This window comes from Vibrio sinaloensis, from assembly GCF_000808535.1.
GTDB lineage: Bacteria > Pseudomonadota > Gammaproteobacteria > Enterobacterales > Vibrionaceae > Vibrio > Vibrio sinaloensis_D.
Map to the genome: position 1 here is coordinate 437094 of NZ_JWLV01000001.1, position 22311 is coordinate 459404.

The window sequence follows — 22311 nt, forward strand, 5'->3', positions numbered from 1 at the left end:
TGCAGTTTACTTTGGAGCCAGATGCTAACTCGCTGAAATTAATTTGATTATCAATGGAATTATCTGTGCTACAGGATTGATTACGCGTCAATCTTCTTGGAAACATTTCATTGCTACTTTGCTTTAGCAAACAGAACAAGTTGAAAAATGAGCAATATGCGCTAATATTTAGGCATATTGCCAAGAGGTACAAATTTATGTCTACAGCAATGGAAATGGCAGCAAATGCCAACCTCAATGCTTGGTTTGGTTGGTCGATTGACAATGAGTTAGATCTGTCAAACCTAGTTCGTGATGGTGTGGATCCGTCGGTAATCAATACCTTGATGGAACATGGGTTCAATAAACAAGAACTCAATTGGGTGATACCGAGCCGAACGCTATCTCATCGCGTTAGTAAAGCCGAGAAACTGACCCGTGATGAAAGTGCCAAAATCATCCGAGCAGCACGTTTAACAGCGCAAGCGGTCGCGGTTTTTGGCAATGAGCAAAAAGCCAACAACTGGCTCAGCAAGCCAAAGAAAAAGCTCGAAGGTCGTACGCCCAAAGAGGCAATGCAAGATGAGTTTGGTGCAAGCATTGTCGAGCAACTGCTGCTAAGAATCGAATCTGGGTATTTTTAATGGCAATCCTTTGGCGCATATCTGACTTCGAAGACCTTCACGGCATCGGAGGGCTAAAAGCAAGCGGGCGTTGGCACTCACAAGGGCACTTAATCGTCTATTTGGCAGAACACCCTGCCCTCGCGCTTCTTGAAGTTATGGCTGGATTAGATATTGATCTCGAAGACCTACCCGACCGATTTAAACTGCTCAAAGTTGAAGTCGATGACGCAGAACTCAGCCAATGTCATGTTCCAACCTTACACAATGACTGGGTGAAGAATGAGAGAGGCACACAGAGTGAAGGCAATAGCTGGCTAAAAGCCAACCAAACCTTACTTGCCAAAGTGCCTAGTGCCATTCTTCCCGAATCGACGAATTACTTATTTAACGCCAGTCACCCCAACGCGAAACACGCAAAAATCATCGACGTAATACACTTCCCATTCGACGAACGCCTGGTTTCTTAATGAATACAAATAGCCCCGAGTCCGACTCAGGCTTTGCCTTTCCCAACCCAGGATGGCTTTCTCTCGCCCTAAAATACGTAGTGCTTTTGCACTCGGCCGCCTGAATTAAGAATAAGACGTCAATCGCAAGCTCCGCTAGCGTTCTCAAATCCGTAACAACCTATTGATTGGAAATTGAACAGACGCTTGAAAAGCGGCATCATATATACACGATTGGCGAGTGTTAGTCGCCTAATTTGCTTTGTATACTTCAAGAATTCATAGGTTAGGTGTGATGTGAAACTATTTAAAATAGTTGGATTTCTTTTAATAACAGCTCTAACCCTAAACCTTTTTATTTCAACATTTTCGATCTTCCAGTTATCACGTTATTTAGATCTGCAAAATAGTAATAGGCAGAATGGTATCCATTATTACATTGAGGCAAGGCATAGCGAACAGATTTCAGCTAAAGACCGAACTGCAGTAACCAAGCTTCTAGCTAAAGAACTCTTTATTTTGGGGCATGAGAACACCTATTATGTCGATAGCGATGGCAATGAAAAGATGTTTGAGCCCAGCGAAGAGGATCGAATTACAAGGCTGCTAAATTTTGAGACGCAGCAAGTGTCGATTACATATATACACGAACAGCTTTGTCTGAATGCACTTTATATTACGATGCTTTTGGTTATCGTATTCATAAAAGGCAAGCTTAAAAAACGCATAGAGGAAAGCGTTTAGGGGTAAATTCCTCACGCACAGTATTTGCGTTTTGGTGCGTTCGCAATACCAGGAAGGGACGAAAATGGACTTGAATAATCTCTTAACTTTTATGGCGGTTGCTACATTGCTCGTTATCTCTCCGGGACCTAATGGATTCCTAATAGCGAAAACGGTACCCATTTCAGGACGAAAAGCAGGATTTGCTAACATCTGGGGATTTGTCGTTGCATTTTATGTGCATGGTACCTTATCAATTTTGGGTATCTCGGTGATCCTGTCTAAATCATCTCAGGCGTTTTTCATTTTTAAAATGTTAGGCGCCACTTATTTGGTTTGGATTGGTTTGAAAGCGATAGCAAGTGCTTTTCAAGGAAGTTCAATAGAACCCGATGTTAAACCGAACAGTAACAAAGCATCTTCCCTACGTGTATCCTTCTTGGAAGGACTCATGACAAACGTATTGAATCCGAAAGTGTCTATGTTCTATTTGGCAGCCTTTCCTCAGTTTATTCCCAATACCGAAAGCCCAATGAGTGCATACGTTCTAGTAACGGCACATTCTATGGTCAATTTTGTATGGTTCACCATCATGGTTATGATCCTTGCAAGAGTTAAGACGGTGACCAATAGTGCGAGGTTTAAAGCGTGGTTAAACTCAATAACGGGTTTGGTATTTATAGCTTTCGGTACAAAATTGGCCTTGATGAAAAATGACTAGCAAAGCGTTCATAACGGATTCACTGTGCTTGGAGCAAAAATGCAATATATCGAAGTAGAAAGTAGCCAGATTCCTATTGATTTACTGCTTGAAGCTGATCCTTCTGAAACGAGTGTTTCTTCATACTTATCCGACTCTTGGTGCTTTGCCGCACTAGACAATGGGCGCGCTTTAGCCGCCTGCATAGTAAAGCCACAAACTGATAGCATTGCTGAGATATTCAATATTTCTGTATATCCAAACTCACAAGGCCAAGGTATTGGTTCGGCGTTGCTTAAGTCCGTTCTGTCGCAGTTATCAAGTAAAGGAATCAAACGAGTTGAGTTGGGTACGGGAACCTTTGGTTATCAGCTAACTTATTATCAACGCCTCGGCTTTCGGGTTGATTCAATCCTCAAAGATCACTTCTTGCTGAATTATCCAGAACCGATCTATGAAAATGGAATTCAACATAAAGACATGCTGAGATTGTACTTAACGCTTTAGTATCGACATAGCCAGCATTTAAAGCGGGTATGTAACGTTTGACGACTTTGGGTTCATTTAAGGAGATACATTGGAATCCTCGACTTTATACATATTTTCAGGGCTTCCGGCTTCTGGGAAATCAACACTGGCTAAATTGCTTTCACATCGGATTGGAGCAACATACGTTCGTATCGACACGGTAGAGCAAGGAATTCGAGACTTGTGTAATTACCAAGTTGAAGGCGAAGGTTACAGGCTTAGTTATAGAATTGTCAGAGACAACCTAGCACTTGGACTAAGTGCAGTGTCTGACTCATGCAACCCAATCGAACTGACACGAAATGAATGGCAAGAAGTCGCAGAAAGTGTGGGAGCTAGGTTCGTCAATATTGAAATTCGGTGTTCAGATGCCAAAGAGCATGAGTGTCGAGTGAACTCTCGAAAAAGTGAAGTGGAAAACCTTAACCTACCCAACTGGAAACAAGTTCAAAGTCGATACTACGAACCGTGGAGTGATAGCGTGATTACAATCGACACGGCAGGCCAAACAATAGAAGAGTCTTTCGAGGAACTGATCGACAAGCTAGGCATTAACAGGCCAACCGATAAGTGACACTAGGTCAGCGAGCGAGAAGTGACAGGAGATCCATTGACCTCATGCCACCGAGCCCTACTCGTTATTCCTCGCAATAAGTTGTGTTTGGTCGCGAGGCATCGCAGATAATGCCTCCCCACTGATAGGCCGTTTTTCCAGATACCAGCACCTTGAACCAAGGGTAGCCGTTCCAATAAGCGGCTTCTTCTTGCAAGATAACGATCGCCTGTCTCTCATAGGTTGAGCCCACTTGCTCAGAATCCAATGTCGGTGATTCGCGAAGGACGCCGCCCCAAGAAAAGGCAAACGACTCTATCGCTTTTAAGGTTGTGAGTCGCTCTAAGCTTCGTTCTTTAAGGCAGTCAAAACTGTACTCACACTCGTTTCTCTCTGTTACCCACGCTCTCTGCACTTGGCGTAGAGTCTGTTTGTCTTTATCTAAAGCGGCGTCGCTAAGCGATTGACGATACTGTTTGGCGATCAATCGATCCAGGCTAGAGAGTTCTTGACTACCGCAAATGACGTGCTCTGCTACATGGCTGGCGTTGTCACAGTTATAACTCGGCTCCGCGTTGACGAGCATAGGAAAGGCCCCTATCAATAGAGCGGCCAAAGAGTACATTCGCATAGGTACCTCAATGATGGTCAGGATATTTGCCTAGTGTATGACGTTGCCAGCACTGAGCCAATCACCGATTTGTTTTGGGTAAGTTGTGTGGTAAGTGACGGCCAAAGATTGGGATAATCAGAGCTACCGTGACCTTGGTCAGGCTTAGGGTTCCAATTGCTCTTATTGTAAAAAATGACGCCTCGAATTCAATCGAGGCGTCATTCGTTTTCTTAGGATGCTCCATGTACAAATAATACTGTTTTGGGCATCCACTTTTCTAATAGCCATTAAGTGGCTGAGCCTTTATTGCCCTAGTCGCAACCTATTCCCAATCAAGGATAACTTTGCCAGAAAGCCCGCTACGCATGGCGTCGAAGCCTTTTTGGAAGTCATCAATCTTGTAGTGGTGAGTGATGATTGGCGTTAGATCTAGACCTGATTGAATCAGTGAAGCCATCTTATACCACGTCTCGAACATTTCGCGGCCGTAGATGCCTTTGATAACCAAGCCTTTGAAGATAACTTGGTTCCAGTCGATGCCCATGTCTGATGGTGGAATACCTAGCAGTGCAATGCGGCCGCCGTGGTTCATTGTTGCAAGCATAGAGCTAAACGCCGCTTGAACACCTGACATTTCTAGACCTACATCGAAGCCTTCTGTCATGCCTAGCTCAGCCATAACATCTTCTAGCTTCTCTTCAGCAACGTTTACTGCGCGCGTTACGCCCATCTTACGTGCAAGGTCTAGGCGATATTCGTTTACATCTGTAATAACAACGTGGCGAGCACCAACGTGTTTCGCGACTGCCGCTGCCATGATGCCGATTGGGCCAGCACCTGTAATAAGTACGTCCTCGCCTACTAGATCGAAAGAAAGCGCTGTGTGTACTGCGTTACCAAACGGGTCAAAGATAGACGCAAGATCATCAGAGATGCCTTCAGGGATTTTGAACGCGTTGAACGCTGGAATCACTAGGTATTCTGCGAATGCACCTTCGCGGTTAACGCCCACACCAATCGTGTTACGACATAAGTGAGTACGGCCGCCACGACAGTTACGACAGTGACCACAGGTGATGTGACCTTCGCCAGATACACGGTCACCGATTTCAAAGCCACGCACTTCCTGACCAATTTCAACCACTTCGCCCACGTACTCGTGACCAACAACCATAGGCACTGGGATGGTCTTTTGTGACCATTCGTCCCAGTTGTAGATGTGTACGTCTGTACCACAGATCGCGGTTTTCTTAATTTTAATCAGAATGTCGTTGTGGCCAACTTGCGGTTTTTCAACCTCAGTCATCCAGATGCCTTCTTCAGGCTTTAGCTTAGAAAGAGCTTTGATTTTCATATTGTTACCTAATTCATCTCGCCCAGCATTTGGGCGAGAATCAAAAATAGTGGTTATCTAGATTCGACTTGAGTCAGACTTAGATGATGCCCATGTCTTTACCAACTGCGATGAACGCGTCGATTGCACGGTCTAGTTGCTCACGAGAGTGTGCTGCAGACATTTGAGTACGGATACGCGCTTGACCTTTTGGTACAACAGGGAATGAGAAGCCAATTACGTAGATGCCTTTCTCTAGAGCTCGCTCTGCAAATTCTGCTGCGACTTTTGCGTCGCCAAGCATGATTGGAATGATTGCGTGGTCAGCACCACCCATTGTGAAACCAGCGTCTTCCATGCGAGTACGGAAGTGTGCTGCGTTTTCCCATAGGCGGTCACGTAGGTCGCCGCTCTCTTCTAGTAGGTCTAGTACGCGGATAGAAGCGCTTACGATTGCTGGTGCAACAGAGTTAGAGAATAGGTATGGACGAGAGCGCTGACGTAGCCAGTCAATCACTTCCGCTTTACCAGACGTGTAACCGCCTGACGCGCCGCCCATTGCTTTACCTAGCGTACCAGTGATGATGTCGATACGGTCAACCACGTTGTGGTGCTCGTGGGTACCTGCACCTGTTTTACCCATGAAGCCAACAGCGTGAGAGTCATCAACCATAGTCAATGCGCCGTACTTCTCTGCTAGGTCACAGATAGCTGGAAGGTTTGCTACAACACCGTCCATTGAGAACACGCCGTCCGTTACGATAAGAATGTGGCGTGCGCCTGCTTCTTTCGCTGCGATCAGTTGTTGCTCTAGCTCTTCCATGTTGTTGTTTGAGTAGCGGAAACGCATCGCTTTACATAGACGAACACCATCGATGATTGACGCGTGGTTTAGCGCATCAGAAATGATTGCGTCTTCTTTGCCTAGAATCGTTTCAAATAGGCCCGCGTTTGCGTCGAAACATGATGTGTAAAGAATCGTGTCTTCTTTACCTAGGAACTTAGAAAGCTTCTGTTCAAGCTCTTTGTGGATGTCTTGAGTACCACAGATGAAACGTACTGAAGCCATACCAAAACCGTGCTCATCCATGCCAGCTTTACCCGCTTCGATAAGTGCTGGGTGGTTAGCAAGACCAAGGTAGTTGTTCGCACAGAAGTTTAGTACTTCTTCACCAGTAGAGATTTTAACAGCCGCTTGCTGTTGAGACGTGATGATACGCTCTGCTTTGTAAAGGCCTTCCGCCTTCACTTCTTCAATTTGCTGCTGAATCTGTTGGTAAAATGCAGAAGACATTCGCAATTCCTTCCTGTTTATAGTATCGAGTATTCACTCGATTAGAATTAGGTTGAGCCTTTACGTGACGGGCATCACAGGCACTTACTTATCAATTAAGTGTAGTGTAATTCAAGGAAGGAAAAACGATTATCCCTCGAGGTGGAAAAGCATTAATGAATCCGAGGCACGAATCCAGTTAATGCTTTTCTATGAAGTTGTAATGAAAGGAGTTATAGCCAAGTCGGCTTCGCTAAAAGTGCTTCAAAATCCTTAGCTGGTAATGGTCGACTATAGTGGAAACCTTGTCCGAACTCACAATTTAGGTTTTTCAGGTAGTCCACATGACGTTGTTCTTCGATGCCCTCTGCGACGATCTTAAGATTGAGCGCTTTCGCCATCGCAATAATCACGTTCACAAGTTCACGGTCGGACTCATTTTCAAACATGTTCTGCAAGAAGCTGCGGTCGATCTTAAGGCGATCAAACGGGAACTTCTGCAAGTAACTTAATGCGGAATAACCGGTACCGAAATCATCAATGGTGAGTTTCGCGCCAAGTGATCGTAGGTTGTGTAACATTTCCATCAGGTCGCCACTGTGATTGAAGAGCAAGCTTTCCGTAACTTCCACATCGAACATTTCAGCAGGCAGTGTCGACTCTTCGAGGTGCTGTTTGATCTGGTCAAAGAGGCGCTCACAGTATCTAAACTGCACACTTGAAAAGTTTACCGACACAAACAGAGGTGCAACAGATTGCCAGTGAGCCGCCTGTTGGCACGCTTGGCGAATCGCAAAATCCCCTAGCTGATGAATCAAACCGTTCTTCTCAGCTATCGCGATAAATTCTTCAGGGTTAACAAAACCGAACTTATCGTCGTTCCAACGCATCAAGGCTTCGGCACCAACAATCTTACCGCTATCAAGTTCAATGATTGGCTGATAGTAAAGCTCAAGAAGATTATGAGATATTGCATGACGAAGGCGGCTTTCTAGTTCTAAGAAGCGCTGTAAGTCTTGGTTCATGTTGTGGTCATAGAAGCAGAATGCATTGCGACCATCTTGCTTCACGCGGTACATTGCCATGTCGGCACAGGCAAGAAGCTGTTCCACATTGGCTCCATCCTGAGGATACATCGACATTCCGACACTTGCCGAAAGGAAGAACTCATGGTTTTGCCAAACGAACGGTTCATTGAAAACAGACAGGACAGTTGTTGCAAAACGTTTTGCGCTGTCAGCATCTTGTAAATCAGGGATAACCAAGAGGAACTCATCACCGCCAATACGTGCGAGTAAATCGGTCTTACGTACTGCATTTTGTAAGCGTTCTGCCGCCAGTTTCAACACTTCGTCACCAACAAAGTGCCCCATGGAGTCATTGATTTGTTTGAAGTGGTCGAGGTCAATGAACATAACCAACACGTTGGAACCCATTCGCTCGGCGCGTGACAGTTCCAAAGCCAAACGATCTGAACCATAAACGCGATTCGGCAGACCTGTTAGCGAGTCATGTTTCGCTTGAAATGCGAGTTCTTCTTCCGACGCTTTTCGGCGTTCGACTTCACTCGCCAAACGCTGATTTTGCTCAGACAAAAATTCTTTGCGCTTTTTCTCTTCTTCTAGCTTTATTTTAAGCCCGACACGCGTGTTATTGAGATTAAACGCGTAAAGTAGGCCGACCACAATCATTATGGCTAGCACACTCAGCCCGGTAATAAAGGCTTGTGAGGTATATAGGTCGCGCTCGCCAAACGATTCAAACCATGCCATTAACTTAAAATGGTGGTGGTCGACGGGCACTTCAAAGTAGATCTTCTCCGCGAGTGCTGCATCCAGGGCCTCGGTGGATGTGGTGTCAATATCTAGAGTCCGGCTGATAGAATCCCAGACTTTCATCTCTGCGTCGTTGATTTGCAGCACCAGTCGGCTATAGCTGTCCTCATGTTCTTGATTGGTTAGCTGGGCAATGACCACCGCTTTGTTGATGTCCGCGATCAGATAACCGACCGCTTTACCAGAAAACATAACGGGTTTGACGACTTGAATGACAACGCCGGACGCACTTTGAAACGCAGTCACCCCATCAGACCTTGACTCTACGTCTATAAAACGGGAAGTATCGATAAAGGAACGAGCGCTTTTTTCAGTACTGGCGATGGTAGAGCCATCGAGTGCGGTCAAGGTTATCTGTCGGTAAATTATTTGATTGTTGACCGCTTTACTGCTCGACTTCTCCACGAGCTTGCGTTTCAGATTAATTAAGCTGGCGCCAAGGCCATACTCCATGGACATACCCGATGCGAGGTTGGCGAAAAACGTTTGTACCGTCCTATCGGTCGATAAATGGTCAATATCTTCACTCGCTAGCGTAAACAAATTGTCCAATGTGCTCGCGTAACTTTTAACTTTAAGGTCAAGTTCTCTATATTGGGCCGCTTTAAGTTTATCTTGACCCAAGCTAGTGACCGTAATAATCATCGCCAAATAAAGCGACACTAATATTGCGCAAACGGAAATGATCTTCTGGCTTGATATTTTTCTTGCAGACTGCTTCATATACTTTTCTTACTGTCTTCTAAGAAGTAATCATTATAAAAGTAGTAAATCGACGGGTAGTATTTTTCGACCAATGCTTGGTACGTACCATCTTGTTTAATTGATTGTAAATATTGATTGAAAGCCGCTTTTAATTTTGGAGAGCTTTTACGAAATGCCACCGCCATGCGCTGATGCTCAGAGATAGGACCGATCACTTTGATTTCTCCAGGCCATTTCTCCAGTGCAATCAATGTATCGGCAACATCAAGCAAGGTGCTCTCCGCGTCGTTTTTCATGATGGCAGGCACCATTTCATTCAATCTTCGTTGGACACTAGGTAAGATAACGTTGGCACCGGTATCGTACAAATTGTAGAGATTTGGATCTAAGCATGAGTGCTCCATCGCCAACACGTCTCTACCTGAGATAAGCGATTTGACCATCGCGATATCTTGTTGGATTGAGCCCGTGGGCTTAATGGGTTTCAACGTGGAATCGCTGCGAGCAACCAACCAGACTGCGGAAGGAAAGTAGTCATCCGAGAAATCTAGAACTTCTTTTCGCCAATCAAGAATGGTCACACCATTAGCGATTAAGTCACCTTCGATGGGCATGTCATCACCAACGACCAATCTAGCGTTTTTATACTCCACTTGCTGACCAGTCAACTTACCCACAACGTTGTTCCACTTGCCAGGAACGTATTCATAGCGAACGTTTAAAGAGCGTGCGAACCCTTTAATGATCTCAACATCCAGCCCCGTTAGAGTTTGAACTTCTCCTTGGTCAATATACGAAACAAAGTTTGCGTACGGAACGCCAATATGGCGCAGCACTCCGCTCTCCTTAATTCTCTCCAGATCACTGGCTAATGCTGATTGTGATAGCAGAGAAGTTAAGCCAACAACAAGCGCCGTTAACTTTCGTGTCCAGCGTTTCACTGACATGGTGAGATTTCCTCTCTTTGACAAAGCGCCCTACATCGGGCGCTTTCATTTATCTTTATTAGAATGAGTAATATAGGTCGACGATCGCTTCAACCAATCCATCAACGTCTCTTTCATCGTGGAATAGATGAGTCGAAATTCGCAGAGCGTGGGTCTGGTGTGCATCGTCTTTATGCACCTTGAAGCTTGTTGTGCGAACAATGTAGCCATACTCTTCACGTAATCGGTCACGGAACAGGGTTAAGCGCTCTTTGTCTGTCACATCACTGAGTGGGTTAAAGGTGGTTAGGCCACTCATTAGCCCTTCTACGTTAGGTGAGTACATTTTGGCATCAGGCAGCGCATAACTCAGTTGGGTTTTACATTGCTGGCTAAGCTCTAGAATGCGCGCTTCGATTCGATCACGGCCGATCTCATCCCACATCTTGCAACTCTCAACAAGCGCTTGCTTTGCCGGGTAGTTGTCATTACCTATGTATTGCATTTGCAACTGCTTACCTAAGTGGTCAGCGTGTGATAGTGAGGAGTTAATCAACCACAATGGATTGTCTCGATCACTCCAATACTCATTGAGGCGGTTGCCGTTGTCACGTACATACAAGATTCCCGTTGCGCCTGGGCCACATTGCCATTTGTGTCCAGAGCCAGCATAGAAATCACAATCCATATCATGAAAATCCAAGTCAAACATACCCACGGTATGAGCGCCGTCAACCAGCGTAGGAATTTGATGTTGTTTAGCTAGGGAGCAGATCTCTTTTGCTGGTAGAGCCGTTCCGGTTTTGTATGTGATATGTGAAAACACGATTAAACGAACGTTCTGGTGCGCTTCAATCGCTTCTCGAAACGCTTCAATATAGTCTTGTTGCGTCACCTCTTCTGTACCAGTAAAAACTGGAAGCTGGATTTCGACCACCTCCACGCCAAACCGGTGCTTAACAACGTTTAATGGCGACGTTGCCGCAATGTGTTCATGGTGGGTGGTGAGGATGACGTCACCCGGTTCAAAATGGAGACCATTAATAATAGAGCACAGACCATCAGTGGTGTTTCTGCTGAGAATAATTTCATCTGGGTTGGCGCCAAACCCTGGGGCGACATCAGCGACCATCTCAGCGACATAAGGCCAAGAGCCAAATTTGTTCTTCATATCCCAAGGATATTTCGCCACCAGCTTATTGTTATCTTCATAACCTTCAAGCACATGTTTAGGCATGGAGCCAGTGGTGCCAATGTTCATGTATGTCGTTCGTCTATCCAAAACGAACTGCTTTTTCACTTTTCGCCAAAAACGTCGACTGTTTCGTTGACGCTGTTGATTCCAATCAATTCGGGGTTGCTGCGCTTGAACTACACCAGAAAAAGCCGAAGCACTGACGCCAGCCACAACGGCACCCGTTGCACCTTTCAAAAAACTACGGCGGCTACGATTGGTTTGATTAGATTCCTTGTCGCTCATGTTTTAATCCTTGTCGGAAGTTTAGCCATATCATTTTATTATTAATTATCACTCACTTGCTAAGCGCAGATTATCACTGAATAGTCCTATAGTTTATATTTCCTACGGCTATTAAGTGAGGTTAGTTCCAACAATCACCAATGGCGCTGATATAATGAGCAGCTTTATAAAAAATAAATAACATCGATAAACGCAAAGCCATCGTTAAATAATTAACCAACACGTCAGTCGTGTTAATTTTATAAACACCCCCTAACCTGCACTTAAATTTATATTTAACTACTCGTATTTCTTGATATTAATTTATGCATTGTCATTGGCTATAGTAAATTGCGTCTAGATTAAATGCATACACCAAACATTTAATTGATACTGCACATTTAGGTAGTAAAAACAAAACTGAGAACGTACTGACATGATGTCGTTTGGATACAGAATCATCCAAACCGGTGTTCTTCCAAGTGATCAACAACAATCATCACACTTCACCTCTCGGTCAAGTGTGATTGTTGAATTTGAGGCACAAATGAGGTGTACTAGCGGCGGTCTAGAGCAATCGTGACGCCGAAAAGGAAAAAGACAACCAGGGCAGCCAGTAGAATGTTTTCAAGCATTGCCCAAAGATCGAGTAAATAATATGCCTGCTGCATTGGATTACCTCCATAGGTCAATGGCAAGTAAAATACCTTACGCAGGCAGAGTAAAACCCGATCATTCTCTCAAAAAATCCTTATTTATAAACATTTTAATATGTGAAGATATATGAATAACACCAAGCTCATTGCCCTTCTCCCTGATTTAGCAAGCTTCATTTTAATCGTTGAAGAAGGCAGTTTTACCGCAGCAGCAAAGAAGCTCGATGTCACGCCATCCGCGTTGAGTAAAATGGTCACAAGGCTAGAACACTCACTGTCGGTGAAACTTTTTGAGAGAACAACGCGTAAACTGATCATCACGCAATCTGGGCAACAGGTGTATGACCAAGCAATCATCATGGTGAATGCAGCAAAGCAAGCCGTGGAACTGTCGACCTCCGATCACACTGAAATGCGCGGCGCGCTGACCGCTGCAGCGCCAGAAGCCTTCCTCAACTCTGTCCTTCAACCTTTTGTTGTGCCCTTCCTCAAGAAGTACCCTGACATCCAACTCAAACTGCGCGCTGCCGATGGTGAAATCGACATTATTCGCCACAACATCGACGTCGCATTTAAACTCACCGACAAACCGGATGAAAATCTGGTACTCAAAGAGATTGGCAGTACGAATCTCGTTCTTTGCGCGAGCCCAGAATACCTTGCTCAGCGCACTACCCCCATGCACCCAACCGAACTCTCTCATCACGATTGCTTGTATCTGGCGGAAAACGATCGCGATCATATCTGGGACTTTTTCAAAGACGACGAATACCATTCCATCGCAGTGAAAGGGCGATACGCCGTCAACCACTCGCAAATGCGTTTAACTGGCGTTAAGAACGATCTAGGAATCGGGATTTTTCACGACTTCGTGATTGCAGATGCGCTCAAACGAGGCGAAGTGATACAAGTATTGGAAGATTGGACGATAAAAAGCAACTATCACGGCGGAGTTGCGATGCAATATGCGCAAACCAAATATATGCCTGCTAGATTGCGAGCCTTCATCGACTACGTGACAGAAGAGTTGAGAGGCCGCCTGTTTGATAACGGGAATAACAGTGGAACAGAGTAACGTTAAGAATTAGCGGTGTGCGGAGGCGCTCTCGGGACGGCTAACTCATAACGCAAGCTTAGAGCCAAATAAGCATACGCATGAACCTTAGCCAAGCGATGGTTGGTTAAGTAGAGTGGTGTTGGAAGCGAATCCTGATGGAAGGTCGAAAAGTGACTAAATGGACAAGGTTTGCTGTGCTGAGTGGTCGAACTGCCCTCTTCAACTTGAACAAGAACGAAACCGTTAATGGTACAGAGCGTCGCCCATACGCCCGCCGAAGAGCCGTGCGCATTGATCACAGGCATCAGAGTGACCAGTACCCAACTTAGAGCACTTGCCGCTAACATGATTTTCTGGAACTTGGCGATGTGTCTCATGACTGCCCTCAGCAATTAGAAGGTCACTATATAACGAACGAGCAATAAAAGCCCGAATAGAGCGATTAAAACTCGTTCGCTGTCATAAGATTTTCAATAAAGAGACGTGCTCACTCAAAGCCGTCAACTGTAGATGACGGTTTAACCGAACAACTTGCTCCAAATACTTGGATTACGTTTGTCGTGGTATTCTTCACGCAAAGCATCAACCTGTCGGAGTTCTTGCTTCGCCGCGTCCAGATCACCCTGTTCTAGTTTCGCGTCCACTGCGTCGAGCGCTTGAGATAACTTTGTGAAGCCCTCAAAGTAGAGATCAAATTTTTCTGGTGGGTAATCACCACGTTTTGATTGCTCGACCAAATCAGAGAGATTGTCGACAGCGGCTTGCATACGTACGATCTCGGTTGCTTCTGCAGCCTGTTTAAATTCCACTTTCATCTGCTTCATTGTTGCTTTCAGATCAAAGTCTGACGCATAGACATTCGCAGACAACATCAGAGCTAGGGCTGGTAATAACTTTCTCATCTCGTTTTTCTTATTAGCTATTTAGGGAGTTGCAGTGTACTGAAAAGAAAAGTCTCTGTGTAACGAATTTTGTTTCGACTTATAAATGCTCGAACTCCTCAATTGGAGCTCGCCCGCGACGCGCTAAAAAGTCTAAAAACTGACGCGCGCTATGGGTAATCACTTGCTCCTTCGGCACCGCAACTTTTTCAAGCAAGTCTGAAACCAGATCCAGGTTGCCAATGTCTTGGCAGAAATGGGCATCACTGCCTGTGGTAAAAAAGACGCCGATCTCTTTGCCTAATGTGGCGATTTCATAGCACCGCTCGACGCTGCCCACACGGCTGTTCCCGCGCAAGGTCGTATTGTTGATTTCGATGGCCACATTGTGGGCTTTGGCACAGGTTAGCACCGCCTCAAAATCAAAGTCGTAATTGGGATTGCCTAAATGGCCAAGAGCGTCAACACGGCCACCTTGAATCACATTGATCAAAGCTTCGGTATGTGCAGCCTTGCTATCCGGTTTAAACACCGCCTCATGGAAGCTGGCGATCGCCCAATCAAGATGACGATCAGTAGTGGGATGGATATCCACATCACCATTTGAATTTAGAATATTCGATTCTACGCCTCGGATAACACCAACATCCTCTATAAATCGAGGCAGAACACGTTGATTGGTAAAAAACCAATAGTGTGGTGCACCCGGCATGGACTCCGCGTGGTCCGTGGTACAAAACAGAGTTAAGCCTTTTGCTTTCGCTGCCTTCGCATTCTCTACGAGTGTGCTGTATGCATGACCACTTGCATAGGTATGAGTATGAGTATCGATCTGTAGTTTCATTCTGTATTCACGCCCTTGAATCAAAGAAGCTTCATGGTAACAAGGTTTTATTTCAGTTTCTTCCATTCCGCCTTTATGGACAAATATCGTAATGATTTTATGCACTCCCATCACTTTCGGCTAATACTTAGTTAGTTAATCACTAAAGGTGAACCATGAGAAAACGCAAATACTCACTCAGCATTCACATTACGAGCTTATTTTTAATCCTCACCACATTAGTAGGATCGGTGCTGATTGCGATTAGCTACCGCCATGCCCAAGAACTGTTAGCTGGCAGCGCCAAAGCTCTGAGTGAGGAAAACAGTCGACAGCTTGAATCCACGTTTCAGCTAAAAACGGGGCCCATTTTAACGACACTGGATTTCATGGCATTCAGTACTATTGTTGAAAAAAACGTCAAACCAGAAAAAGAGCGCCGACTTCTAACTTCCATCAACCTTATATTTCAACGCAGCCCTGGCTTGGTCGCACTATATTCCGCTAATGAACAAGGCCACCTAACACTATTTCGACCTTTACGCTCAAATCAAGATCGCGACCAATTTAAAGCTCCAGATGGCGCGACATTTATGATCAACCAAACCGCCGTTGACGGAACCAATGTGTTCTTCTTTCTCGATGAGAATTACGCCACGATTGAGACAAGGAAAAGCAACGACAACCAGTTCGATCCTCGCAGCAGACCATGGTTTCAAAACGCCAAACAAGATGGCAATATTCGCCTGACCGAACCCTACTTTTTCTACTTTTTAAAAACCAATGGGATGACGTTTTCCAGGCGCAGTCCCGATGGCAACTCTGTCGTCGGTGCAGACTTCACACTGGACTCTCTCTCTGAACAAATCGCCCAACTCGGTCACTCACAGTCAAGCAAGCTGATTCTTTTTGATAACCAGTTTCGTGTTCTGGCTCAGCACAAAAGTGGCGTTGAGCTTGGCGGCGATGACCAAGTCGCAAGGGAAATGTTAGAGAAGAGCCTTTTCGCTGGCATACTCGATCGTGTCTCGAGTCAAATATTGTATGAGAAAGCCACCGCAAAGGGCATCGACTGGTCTATCACTCTCACGCCTGTCAATTTAAACCGACACACTCGCATCCTTTTAGCGGAAGCGACCCCTCAAGATGACTTGCTCTCTACCTTATTGTCGCTACGAGACAAACAGATTACCGTTGCGTTCTCACTAATGTCGATGAGCTTCATCGTCGTGTGGTTTGTGGCGCAAAGGCTTGCAACCCCGTTACAAAATTTGATGTATCAGACTGACAGCATTGCCCGCTTTGATTTCAAGAAAACACGATACTCAAAGAGTGTGATCAAAGAAGTAGCCAACTTGACCACATCAATCGAACTGATGGAACACACGCTGCACGATCTTCTCCGCCTACTGCGTGAAACCGCAAGCAACCAAGATTTCTCTGTATTGGCAAAAACCATTACCCATCAAAGCTACTTGGTTACCCGAGCCGAAACCATTGTGCTCTATACGAAAGAGTCTTCAGATAGCCCATTTGATGTCGCCGCCAACCACGCGATTATCCCGTTTAAAATCGACATCAACGCATTTCTAAAATCGACCGCTTGGATACTCAAGGATTTATCAAAAGGCGACGTGCTTCACTTTAACCGTGCAGACAACACGGTCGCCAAGTACAAAGACAGCCTCTACAACTCCGACTTTTATTTGTTCCCGTTGATTAACCGAAACAATGAGCTGGTCGGTATCCTGTTACTTGGATATGAACGAGCCATCACTCAAGAGCAAAGCGATAAGCACGCTTTTTTACGTGAGCTGCTCAGCTTTGCTCAACTCGCGAAAGAAAACATCGATAAAATCCGCGAACAAAAAGAGATGCTCAATGCCTTTGTGGAGCTTATTGCCTCAGCCATTGACACCAAATCTCCCTACACTGGCAGCCACTGCCAACGTGTGCCTAAGCTGTCTAAAATGCTCACTCAAGCGGCATGTGCAGACAAACAGTATTTTTCAAACTTCTCGATGAATGACAGCGAATGGGAAGCGCTGCATTTGGCTGCTTGGCTTCATGACTGTGGCAAAGTAACCACACCTGAATACGTAATCGACAAAGCGACCAAACTAGAAACCATCTACGATCGCATTCATGAAGTCCGAATGCGCTTTGAACTGCTAAAAGCGCAAGCAGAAATCGACTATTGGCAAGCACGAGCAAATGACCAAGGCAATGAGGAGCAACGGATCGCGGATCTCAACGCCACCCACCAACAATTAGATGAAGACTTCGCGTTTGTCGCTCAGTGTAACATAGGCGGCGAAAGTATGGACGATGACTCGATTCAAAGGCTAGAGCAAATTAGCCAGTATCAATGGAAGCGCACATTGGATGATCAGCTCGGCGTCTCTTGGATTGAAAAACAACGCGCTGGGAAACCGCAAACTTTACCGGTAATGGAGCCGTTGCTGTTCGACAAACCCGTTCATCATGTCCCGTGGCCAGATAACGTGAACCCTAAAGATGTTTGGCAAGAAGCTTTTGTTCTGCAACCTGGAGAGCTCAAATACAACCGTGGCGAGCTGTACAACCTATCCATCAAACGTGGCACATTGAATGACGAAGAGCGATTCATTATCAATGACCATATTATTCAAACCATCACGATGCTCAATCGCTTGCCCTATCCTGAACATCTGAAACAAGTGCCCGAAATCGCTTGTGGTCACCATGAAAGAATCGATGGTAAAGGCTACCCGAAAGGATTAGCGGAGCATCAGCTTTCTATTCCCGCACGAGTCATGGCGATCGCTGATGTTTTTGAAGCCTTGACCTCAAGTGACAGACCTTACAAGAAGGCAAAAACACTCACTGAGTCAATCAATATCATGACCGATATGGCAACGTCTGGACATATCGACCCGAAACTCTACTTGCTGTTCTTGGAACAATCGCTCGACCAAGAGTACGCATCACTCTTCCTTCACGAGGATCAAATCACGGACTTTGACAGGAGCGCGCATATCTACAAAGTCAAAGCGCATCTAAAAGACAGATTTTGACACCGTACTGCTTGCCCTTTTATAGAGTTTTAACTCTAAACAGAAATGAGTAACCAACAAATAACTTCACCCATAAAATCAATGCATTACAAAAAAACCAGTCATAATTTAATCGATTGCCTTCTCAAAGGTTGATGTATATCAAATAGTCGTAGACAATACGCTGCCGAATCGAGAGTGAACTCGCTTTGCATAGGCACTACCTTGCTCAACAGGTCGTGCCAAGATGCACTGTCGGTTTTACCTATCAGAGCAATAGGTAAGACCAATTATCAAAAACTTATTACCACTGTTAGGTTTGGCTGCATGTAAGCGGCCCTCAATGGTCACAGAATAACTACCTCGTTTTTAAGGGAAAGATGATGGTAATACCAGAAAACAGCAGCATCGTTATTTTTGGTGCTTCGGGTGATTTGACGTATCGAAAGTTGATCCCCGCGTTATACCACCTTTACGCGAGTAAGCAGCTTCCAGAAAACTTCGCTATTCTTGGTGTCAGCCGCACAGAGTACAGTGATGACTCTTACCGCGACAAGCTGAAGAAATCACTTCAGGAAATGGAAAAAACTGAGCCTGCTACGCTTGACGCATTCATCAATCATTTGCACTACCAAGCGATCAATACTTCCGATACCGCAGACTACAGCAAACTGGTTACCCGTCTTGATCAACTGTCTGACCAATATGGTTTTGAGCAGCGCAATACCCTTTTCTATCTTGCTACACCTCCTAGCCTTTACAGTGTTATTCCTGCAAGCCTCGCTGCGCATGGCTTAAACGGCGAGCAAGATGGTTGGAAGCGTTTGATCATTGAAAAGCCATTCGGCTACGATTTGGAATCGGCGCAAAAGCTCGATAAGGAAATTCACGAGCATTTCCAAGAACATCAAATCTACCGTATCGACCATTACCTAGGTAAAGAGACAGTGCAAAACCTGTTGGTTTTCCGCTTCTCAAATGCGATGTTTGAGCCGCTTTGGAACCGAAACTTCATTGATTACGTGGAAATCACAGGCGCAGAATTCTTAGGCGTAGAAGAGCGAGGCGGCTACTACGATGGCTCTGGTGCGGTGCGCGACATGTTCCAAAACCACCTACTACAGGTTTTGGCTATGGTTGGTATGGAACCCCCAGCGCAGATCAACGCAGACTCTATGCGCGACGAAGTGGTCAAAGTCCTTCAATGCCTAAAACCGCTTGAAGAAGAAGACCTACGCAACGATCTAGTTTTAGGTCAATACACCGCCTCTGATGTGCGTGGCCAGCATTTACTTGGTTACCGTGAAGAAAACGGTGTGGCTGACGACTCTCGAACTGAAACCTACATTGGTTTGAAAGCGCACATCAACAACTGGCGTTGGAACGGCGTGCCATTTTACGTGCGTACAGGCAAACGTCTCCCAACTCGTGTGACTGAAGTCGTTATTCACTTCAAACAAACGCCACATCCAGTGTTTGGTCAAAATGCCCCTGAGAACAAGCTGATTATTCGTATTCAGCCAGACGAAGGCATCCAAATGAGCTTTGGCCTGAAAGAGCCGGGCGCAGGCTTTAAAGCGAAGGAAGTGAAAATGAACTTCCACTATGCTGACCTGCAAGAAACCCAAATGCTGACAGCTTATGAGCGCCTACTTCTTGATGCGTTAAACGGCGATGCAACCTTATTTGCACGTAGTGATGCGGTTGAAGCATGTTGGAAATACGTGCAACCTATTCTAGATTTCAAACAAGATCCTCAAGCGCTCTTTGGCTACGCTTGTGGTACATGGGGACCAAAAGAAGCGGATGACCTGCTTCAACGAGATGGCCGCGCTTGGCGCTTCCCGTGTAAAAACCTAACCGATACGGATTACTGTGAATTATGATCAACCATAAGATCTTCCAAACAGCCGAACAGGTTGTTGAAAGCCTAGCGAACGATATGAAAACGTACAGCGAACTTGATCGCCCAGTTCATATCTCGCTCTCGGGCGGTAGCACACCAAAAATGCTGTTTAAGCTATTGGCAACCGAGGCGTACGCAACTTCAATTCAATGGCAAAACCTACACTTCTGGTGGGGTGATGAGCGATGCGTAGCGCCTGATGACGCGGAAAGTAACTACGGTGAAGCAAATGCGCTGCTCTTCTCTCAAGTAAATCTACCTGCTGAGAACATCCACCGCATCCGTGGTGAAGATGAGCCAAAAGCGGAAGCAGAGCGTTTCGCAAAAGAAATGGCGGAAGTAATTCCAACTGAAAATGGCACGCCTGTTTTCGATTGGATCTTGCTTGGCGTTGGTGCAGACGGGCATACCGCGTCGCTATTCCCAGGCCAAACAGACTACCAAGATGCGAACTTATCGGTACTGGCTTCTCACCCAGAGTCTGGCCAAATCCGTGTGTCTAAAACAGCAAAAGTTTTGGAAGCCGCTAAACGAATCAGCTACCTAGTACTTGGTGCAGGTAAAGTTGACATCGTAAACGAAATTCATACTACTCCGGCGAGTGAGCTGCCTTACCCTGCAGCGAAGATTCAGTCTAAGACTGGAGAAACGGAGTGGTACTTAGATTCAGACGCAGCAGCAAAAATCGCGTAATGCGAGCGTCCAAATAGGAAAATTGGAGAGAAACAATGAAAGGTGATATCGGTGTAATTGGCCTAGCAGTTATGGGTCAAAACCTTATCCTAAACATGAACGACCATGGCTTTAAAGTCGTGGCTCACAACCGTACTGCTGCGAAAGTAGATGAGTTCCTAGAAGGTCCAGCAAAAGGCACCAACATCGTTGGCGCATACTCACTAGAAGAACTCGTTGAGAAGCTAGAAACGCCTCGTAAAGTGATGTTAATGGTTCGCGCAGGTGACGTTGTTGACACGTTCATCGACAACCTAATCCCACTTCTAGACGAAGGCGACATCATCATCGACGGTGGTAATACTAATTACCCAGACACAAACCGCCGCGTAGCGCACTGCCGTGAGAAAGGCATTCACTTCATCGGTACTGGTGTATCTGGTGGTGAAGAAGGCGCACGTTTCGGTCCTTCAATCATGCCTGGCGGCGCAGCGGAAGCTTGGGAAGCGGTTAAGCCTATCTTCCAAGGTATCTCAGCAAAAACTGACGCTGGTGAGCCATGTTGTGATTGGGTTGGTAACGACGGTGCGGGTCACTTCGTTAAGATGGTACACAACGGCATCGAATACGGTGACATGCAGCTTATCACTGAAGCATACCAGTTCATGAAAGACGGTCTTGGTATGTCTGCAGACGAGATGCAAGCAGTATTCGCTGACTGGAACAAGACTGAGCTAGACAGCTACCTAGTTGAAATCACAGCTGACATCCTTGGCTACAAAGATGAAGACGGCGAGCCTCTAGTTGAGAAGATCCTAGACACTGCTGGTCAGAAAGGTACTGGTAAATGGACGGGTATCAACGCACTAGACCTTGGTATTCCACTAACGCTTATCTCTGAGTCTGTATTCTCTCGTTGTTTATCTGCACTTAAAGATCAACGTGTTGAAGCTGAATCTCTATTCGGTAAGACAATCACACCAGTTGAAGGCGATAAGCAAGAGTGGGTTGATGCACTGCGTCAAGCTCTACTAGCGTCTAAGATCATCTCTTACGCTCAAGGCTTCATGCTAATGCGCGAAGCGTCTAACGAAAATGGTTGGGACCTAAACTACGGTAACGTAGCCCTAATGTGGCGTGGTGGTTGTATCATCCGCTCTGCATTCCTAGGCAACATCCGTGATGCGTACGAAGCGAACCCAGACATTGCATTCCTAGGTTCTGATGAGTACTTCAAAAACATCCTGCAAGGCAGCCTAGCGGCATGGCGTAAAGTCGCAGCGAAATCTCTAGAGTCTGGCATCCCAATGCCATGTACGATTTCTGCGCTGTCTTTCCTAGACGGTTACACAACGGCTCGTCTACCAGCTAACCTGCTTCAAGCTCAACGTGACTACTTCGGTGCTCACACTTACGAGCGTACTGACCGTCCACGTGGTGAATTCTTCCACACTAACTGGACTGGTACAGGCGGCGATACAGCGTCGACAACTTACGACGTTTAAGCAAAAGGATGAGTTTAGTGTTTATTCAACCCTAAGACTCATACTATAATTAACGATTCATGGAGGATGTTAACTGA

Annotated in this window: 20 protein-coding genes; 11 read left to right on the forward strand and 9 right to left on the reverse strand. The window is 45.7% G+C overall.

The window, feature by feature from the left end; translation table 11 throughout:
• Positions 1-197 precede the first annotated feature (197 nt).
• The 6 genes from RJ47_RS01925 (at position 198) to RJ47_RS01950 (ending at position 3576) form a co-directional block, all read left to right on the forward strand.
• On the forward strand, positions 198-623 hold the full coding sequence (locus RJ47_RS01925; RefSeq protein WP_005472201.1) for an antitoxin Xre/MbcA/ParS toxin-binding domain-containing protein: 426 nt from the start codon (positions 198-200) through the stop codon (positions 621-623).
• Complete coding sequence (locus tag RJ47_RS01930) at positions 623-1072, forward strand: RES family NAD+ phosphorylase (protein WP_039480881.1); 450 nt, start codon at positions 623-625, stop codon at positions 1070-1072. The genes RJ47_RS01925 and RJ47_RS01930 overlap by 1 nt, the downstream gene beginning before the upstream one ends.
• A gap of 276 nt (positions 1073-1348) precedes the next feature.
• A complete protein-coding gene (locus RJ47_RS01935; RefSeq protein WP_039480884.1) occupies positions 1349-1795 on the forward strand; it encodes a hypothetical protein in 447 nt (148 codons plus the stop codon).
• A 64-nt stretch (positions 1796-1859) separates the two neighbouring features.
• Entirely contained in the window at positions 1860-2495 is a 636-nt protein-coding gene (locus tag RJ47_RS01940) for a LysE family translocator (RefSeq protein ID WP_039480885.1), read from the forward strand.
• Positions 2496-2534: 39 nt separating this feature from the next.
• Positions 2535-2981, forward strand: coding sequence for a GNAT family N-acetyltransferase (locus RJ47_RS01945; RefSeq protein ID WP_039480888.1), 447 nt, complete (start codon positions 2535-2537; stop codon positions 2979-2981).
• Between the two features lie 70 nt (positions 2982-3051).
• Positions 3052-3576 (forward strand): AAA family ATPase, encoded by a 525-nt coding sequence (locus RJ47_RS01950; RefSeq protein ID WP_039480891.1) that lies wholly within the window; start codon positions 3052-3054, stop codon positions 3574-3576.
• A gap of 64 nt (positions 3577-3640) precedes the next feature.
• Here the strand turns inward: RJ47_RS01950 and RJ47_RS01955 are convergent, their stop codons facing one another.
• From RJ47_RS01955 to RJ47_RS01980, 6 genes are all read right to left on the reverse strand, one after another.
• Positions 3641-4186 carry a lysozyme inhibitor LprI family protein gene (locus RJ47_RS01955; RefSeq protein ID WP_231565925.1) on the reverse strand — a complete coding sequence of 182 codons (546 nt, stop codon included), beginning with the start codon at positions 4184-4186 and terminating at the stop codon, positions 3641-3643.
• A gap of 304 nt (positions 4187-4490) precedes the next feature.
• Entirely contained in the window at positions 4491-5522 is a 1032-nt protein-coding gene (gene tdh, locus RJ47_RS01960) for an L-threonine 3-dehydrogenase (protein ID WP_005473627.1), read from the reverse strand.
• A gap of 79 nt (positions 5523-5601) precedes the next feature.
• Positions 5602-6795, reverse strand: coding sequence for a glycine C-acetyltransferase (locus RJ47_RS01965; protein ID WP_005473712.1), 1194 nt, complete (start codon positions 6793-6795; stop codon positions 5602-5604).
• Between the two features lie 212 nt (positions 6796-7007).
• Positions 7008-9332: a putative bifunctional diguanylate cyclase/phosphodiesterase gene (locus RJ47_RS01970; RefSeq protein ID WP_039480894.1), complete on the reverse strand. Its 2325-nt coding sequence runs from the start codon at positions 9330-9332 to the stop codon at positions 7008-7010.
• The gene (locus tag RJ47_RS01975) at positions 9329-10261 is read right to left on the reverse strand and encodes a transporter substrate-binding domain-containing protein (protein ID WP_039480898.1); all 933 of its coding nucleotides are present in this window, start codon (positions 10259-10261) and stop codon (positions 9329-9331) included. The genes RJ47_RS01970 and RJ47_RS01975 overlap by 4 nt, the downstream gene beginning before the upstream one ends.
• Before the next feature lie 58 nt (positions 10262-10319).
• The gene (locus RJ47_RS01980) at positions 10320-11720 is read right to left on the reverse strand and encodes an aminotransferase class V-fold PLP-dependent enzyme (RefSeq protein ID WP_039480899.1); all 1401 of its coding nucleotides are present in this window, start codon (positions 11718-11720) and stop codon (positions 10320-10322) included.
• A 762-nt stretch (positions 11721-12482) separates the two neighbouring features.
• On the opposite strand from RJ47_RS01980, the gene RJ47_RS01985 reads away from it, so the two are divergent.
• Complete coding sequence (locus RJ47_RS01985; RefSeq protein ID WP_039480902.1) at positions 12483-13430, forward strand: LysR family transcriptional regulator; 948 nt, start codon at positions 12483-12485, stop codon at positions 13428-13430.
• Between the two features lie 2 nt (positions 13431-13432).
• On the opposite strand, the gene RJ47_RS01990 is transcribed toward RJ47_RS01985, so the two are convergent.
• The 3 genes from RJ47_RS01990 to RJ47_RS02000 form a co-directional block, all read right to left on the reverse strand.
• The gene (locus tag RJ47_RS01990; RefSeq protein WP_005473658.1) at positions 13433-13789 is read right to left on the reverse strand and encodes a hypothetical protein; all 357 of its coding nucleotides are present in this window, start codon (positions 13787-13789) and stop codon (positions 13433-13435) included.
• Positions 13790-13930: 141 nt separating this feature from the next.
• The gene (locus RJ47_RS01995; RefSeq protein WP_038136418.1) at positions 13931-14314 is read right to left on the reverse strand and encodes a cytochrome b562; all 384 of its coding nucleotides are present in this window, start codon (positions 14312-14314) and stop codon (positions 13931-13933) included.
• Between the two features lie 79 nt (positions 14315-14393).
• Positions 14394-15137, reverse strand: a complete 744-nt coding sequence (locus tag RJ47_RS02000; protein ID WP_039481650.1) for a phosphatase — start codon at positions 15135-15137, stop codon at positions 14394-14396.
• 155 nt (positions 15138-15292) lie between these two features.
• Between RJ47_RS02000 and RJ47_RS02005 the strand changes: the two genes are divergently transcribed.
• The 4 genes from RJ47_RS02005 to gnd all read left to right on the forward strand — a co-directional run bounded on the left by RJ47_RS02005 (position 15293) and on the right by gnd (position 22234).
• Positions 15293-18172 carry an HD domain-containing phosphohydrolase gene (locus RJ47_RS02005; RefSeq protein ID WP_039480905.1) on the forward strand — a complete coding sequence of 960 codons (2880 nt, stop codon included), beginning with the start codon at positions 15293-15295 and terminating at the stop codon, positions 18170-18172.
• 362 nt (positions 18173-18534) lie between these two features.
• Positions 18535-20037, forward strand: coding sequence for a glucose-6-phosphate dehydrogenase (gene zwf / locus RJ47_RS02010; protein ID WP_038136413.1), 1503 nt, complete (start codon positions 18535-18537; stop codon positions 20035-20037).
• The gene (gene pgl / locus RJ47_RS02015) at positions 20034-20750 is read left to right on the forward strand and encodes a 6-phosphogluconolactonase (RefSeq protein ID WP_039480908.1); all 717 of its coding nucleotides are present in this window, start codon (positions 20034-20036) and stop codon (positions 20748-20750) included. The genes zwf and pgl overlap by 4 nt, the downstream gene beginning before the upstream one ends.
• 35 nt (positions 20751-20785) lie before the next feature.
• Positions 20786-22234, forward strand: coding sequence for a decarboxylating NADP(+)-dependent phosphogluconate dehydrogenase (gene gnd, locus RJ47_RS02020; protein WP_039473728.1), 1449 nt, complete (start codon positions 20786-20788; stop codon positions 22232-22234).
• The last annotated feature ends 77 nt before the right edge of the window (positions 22235-22311 follow it).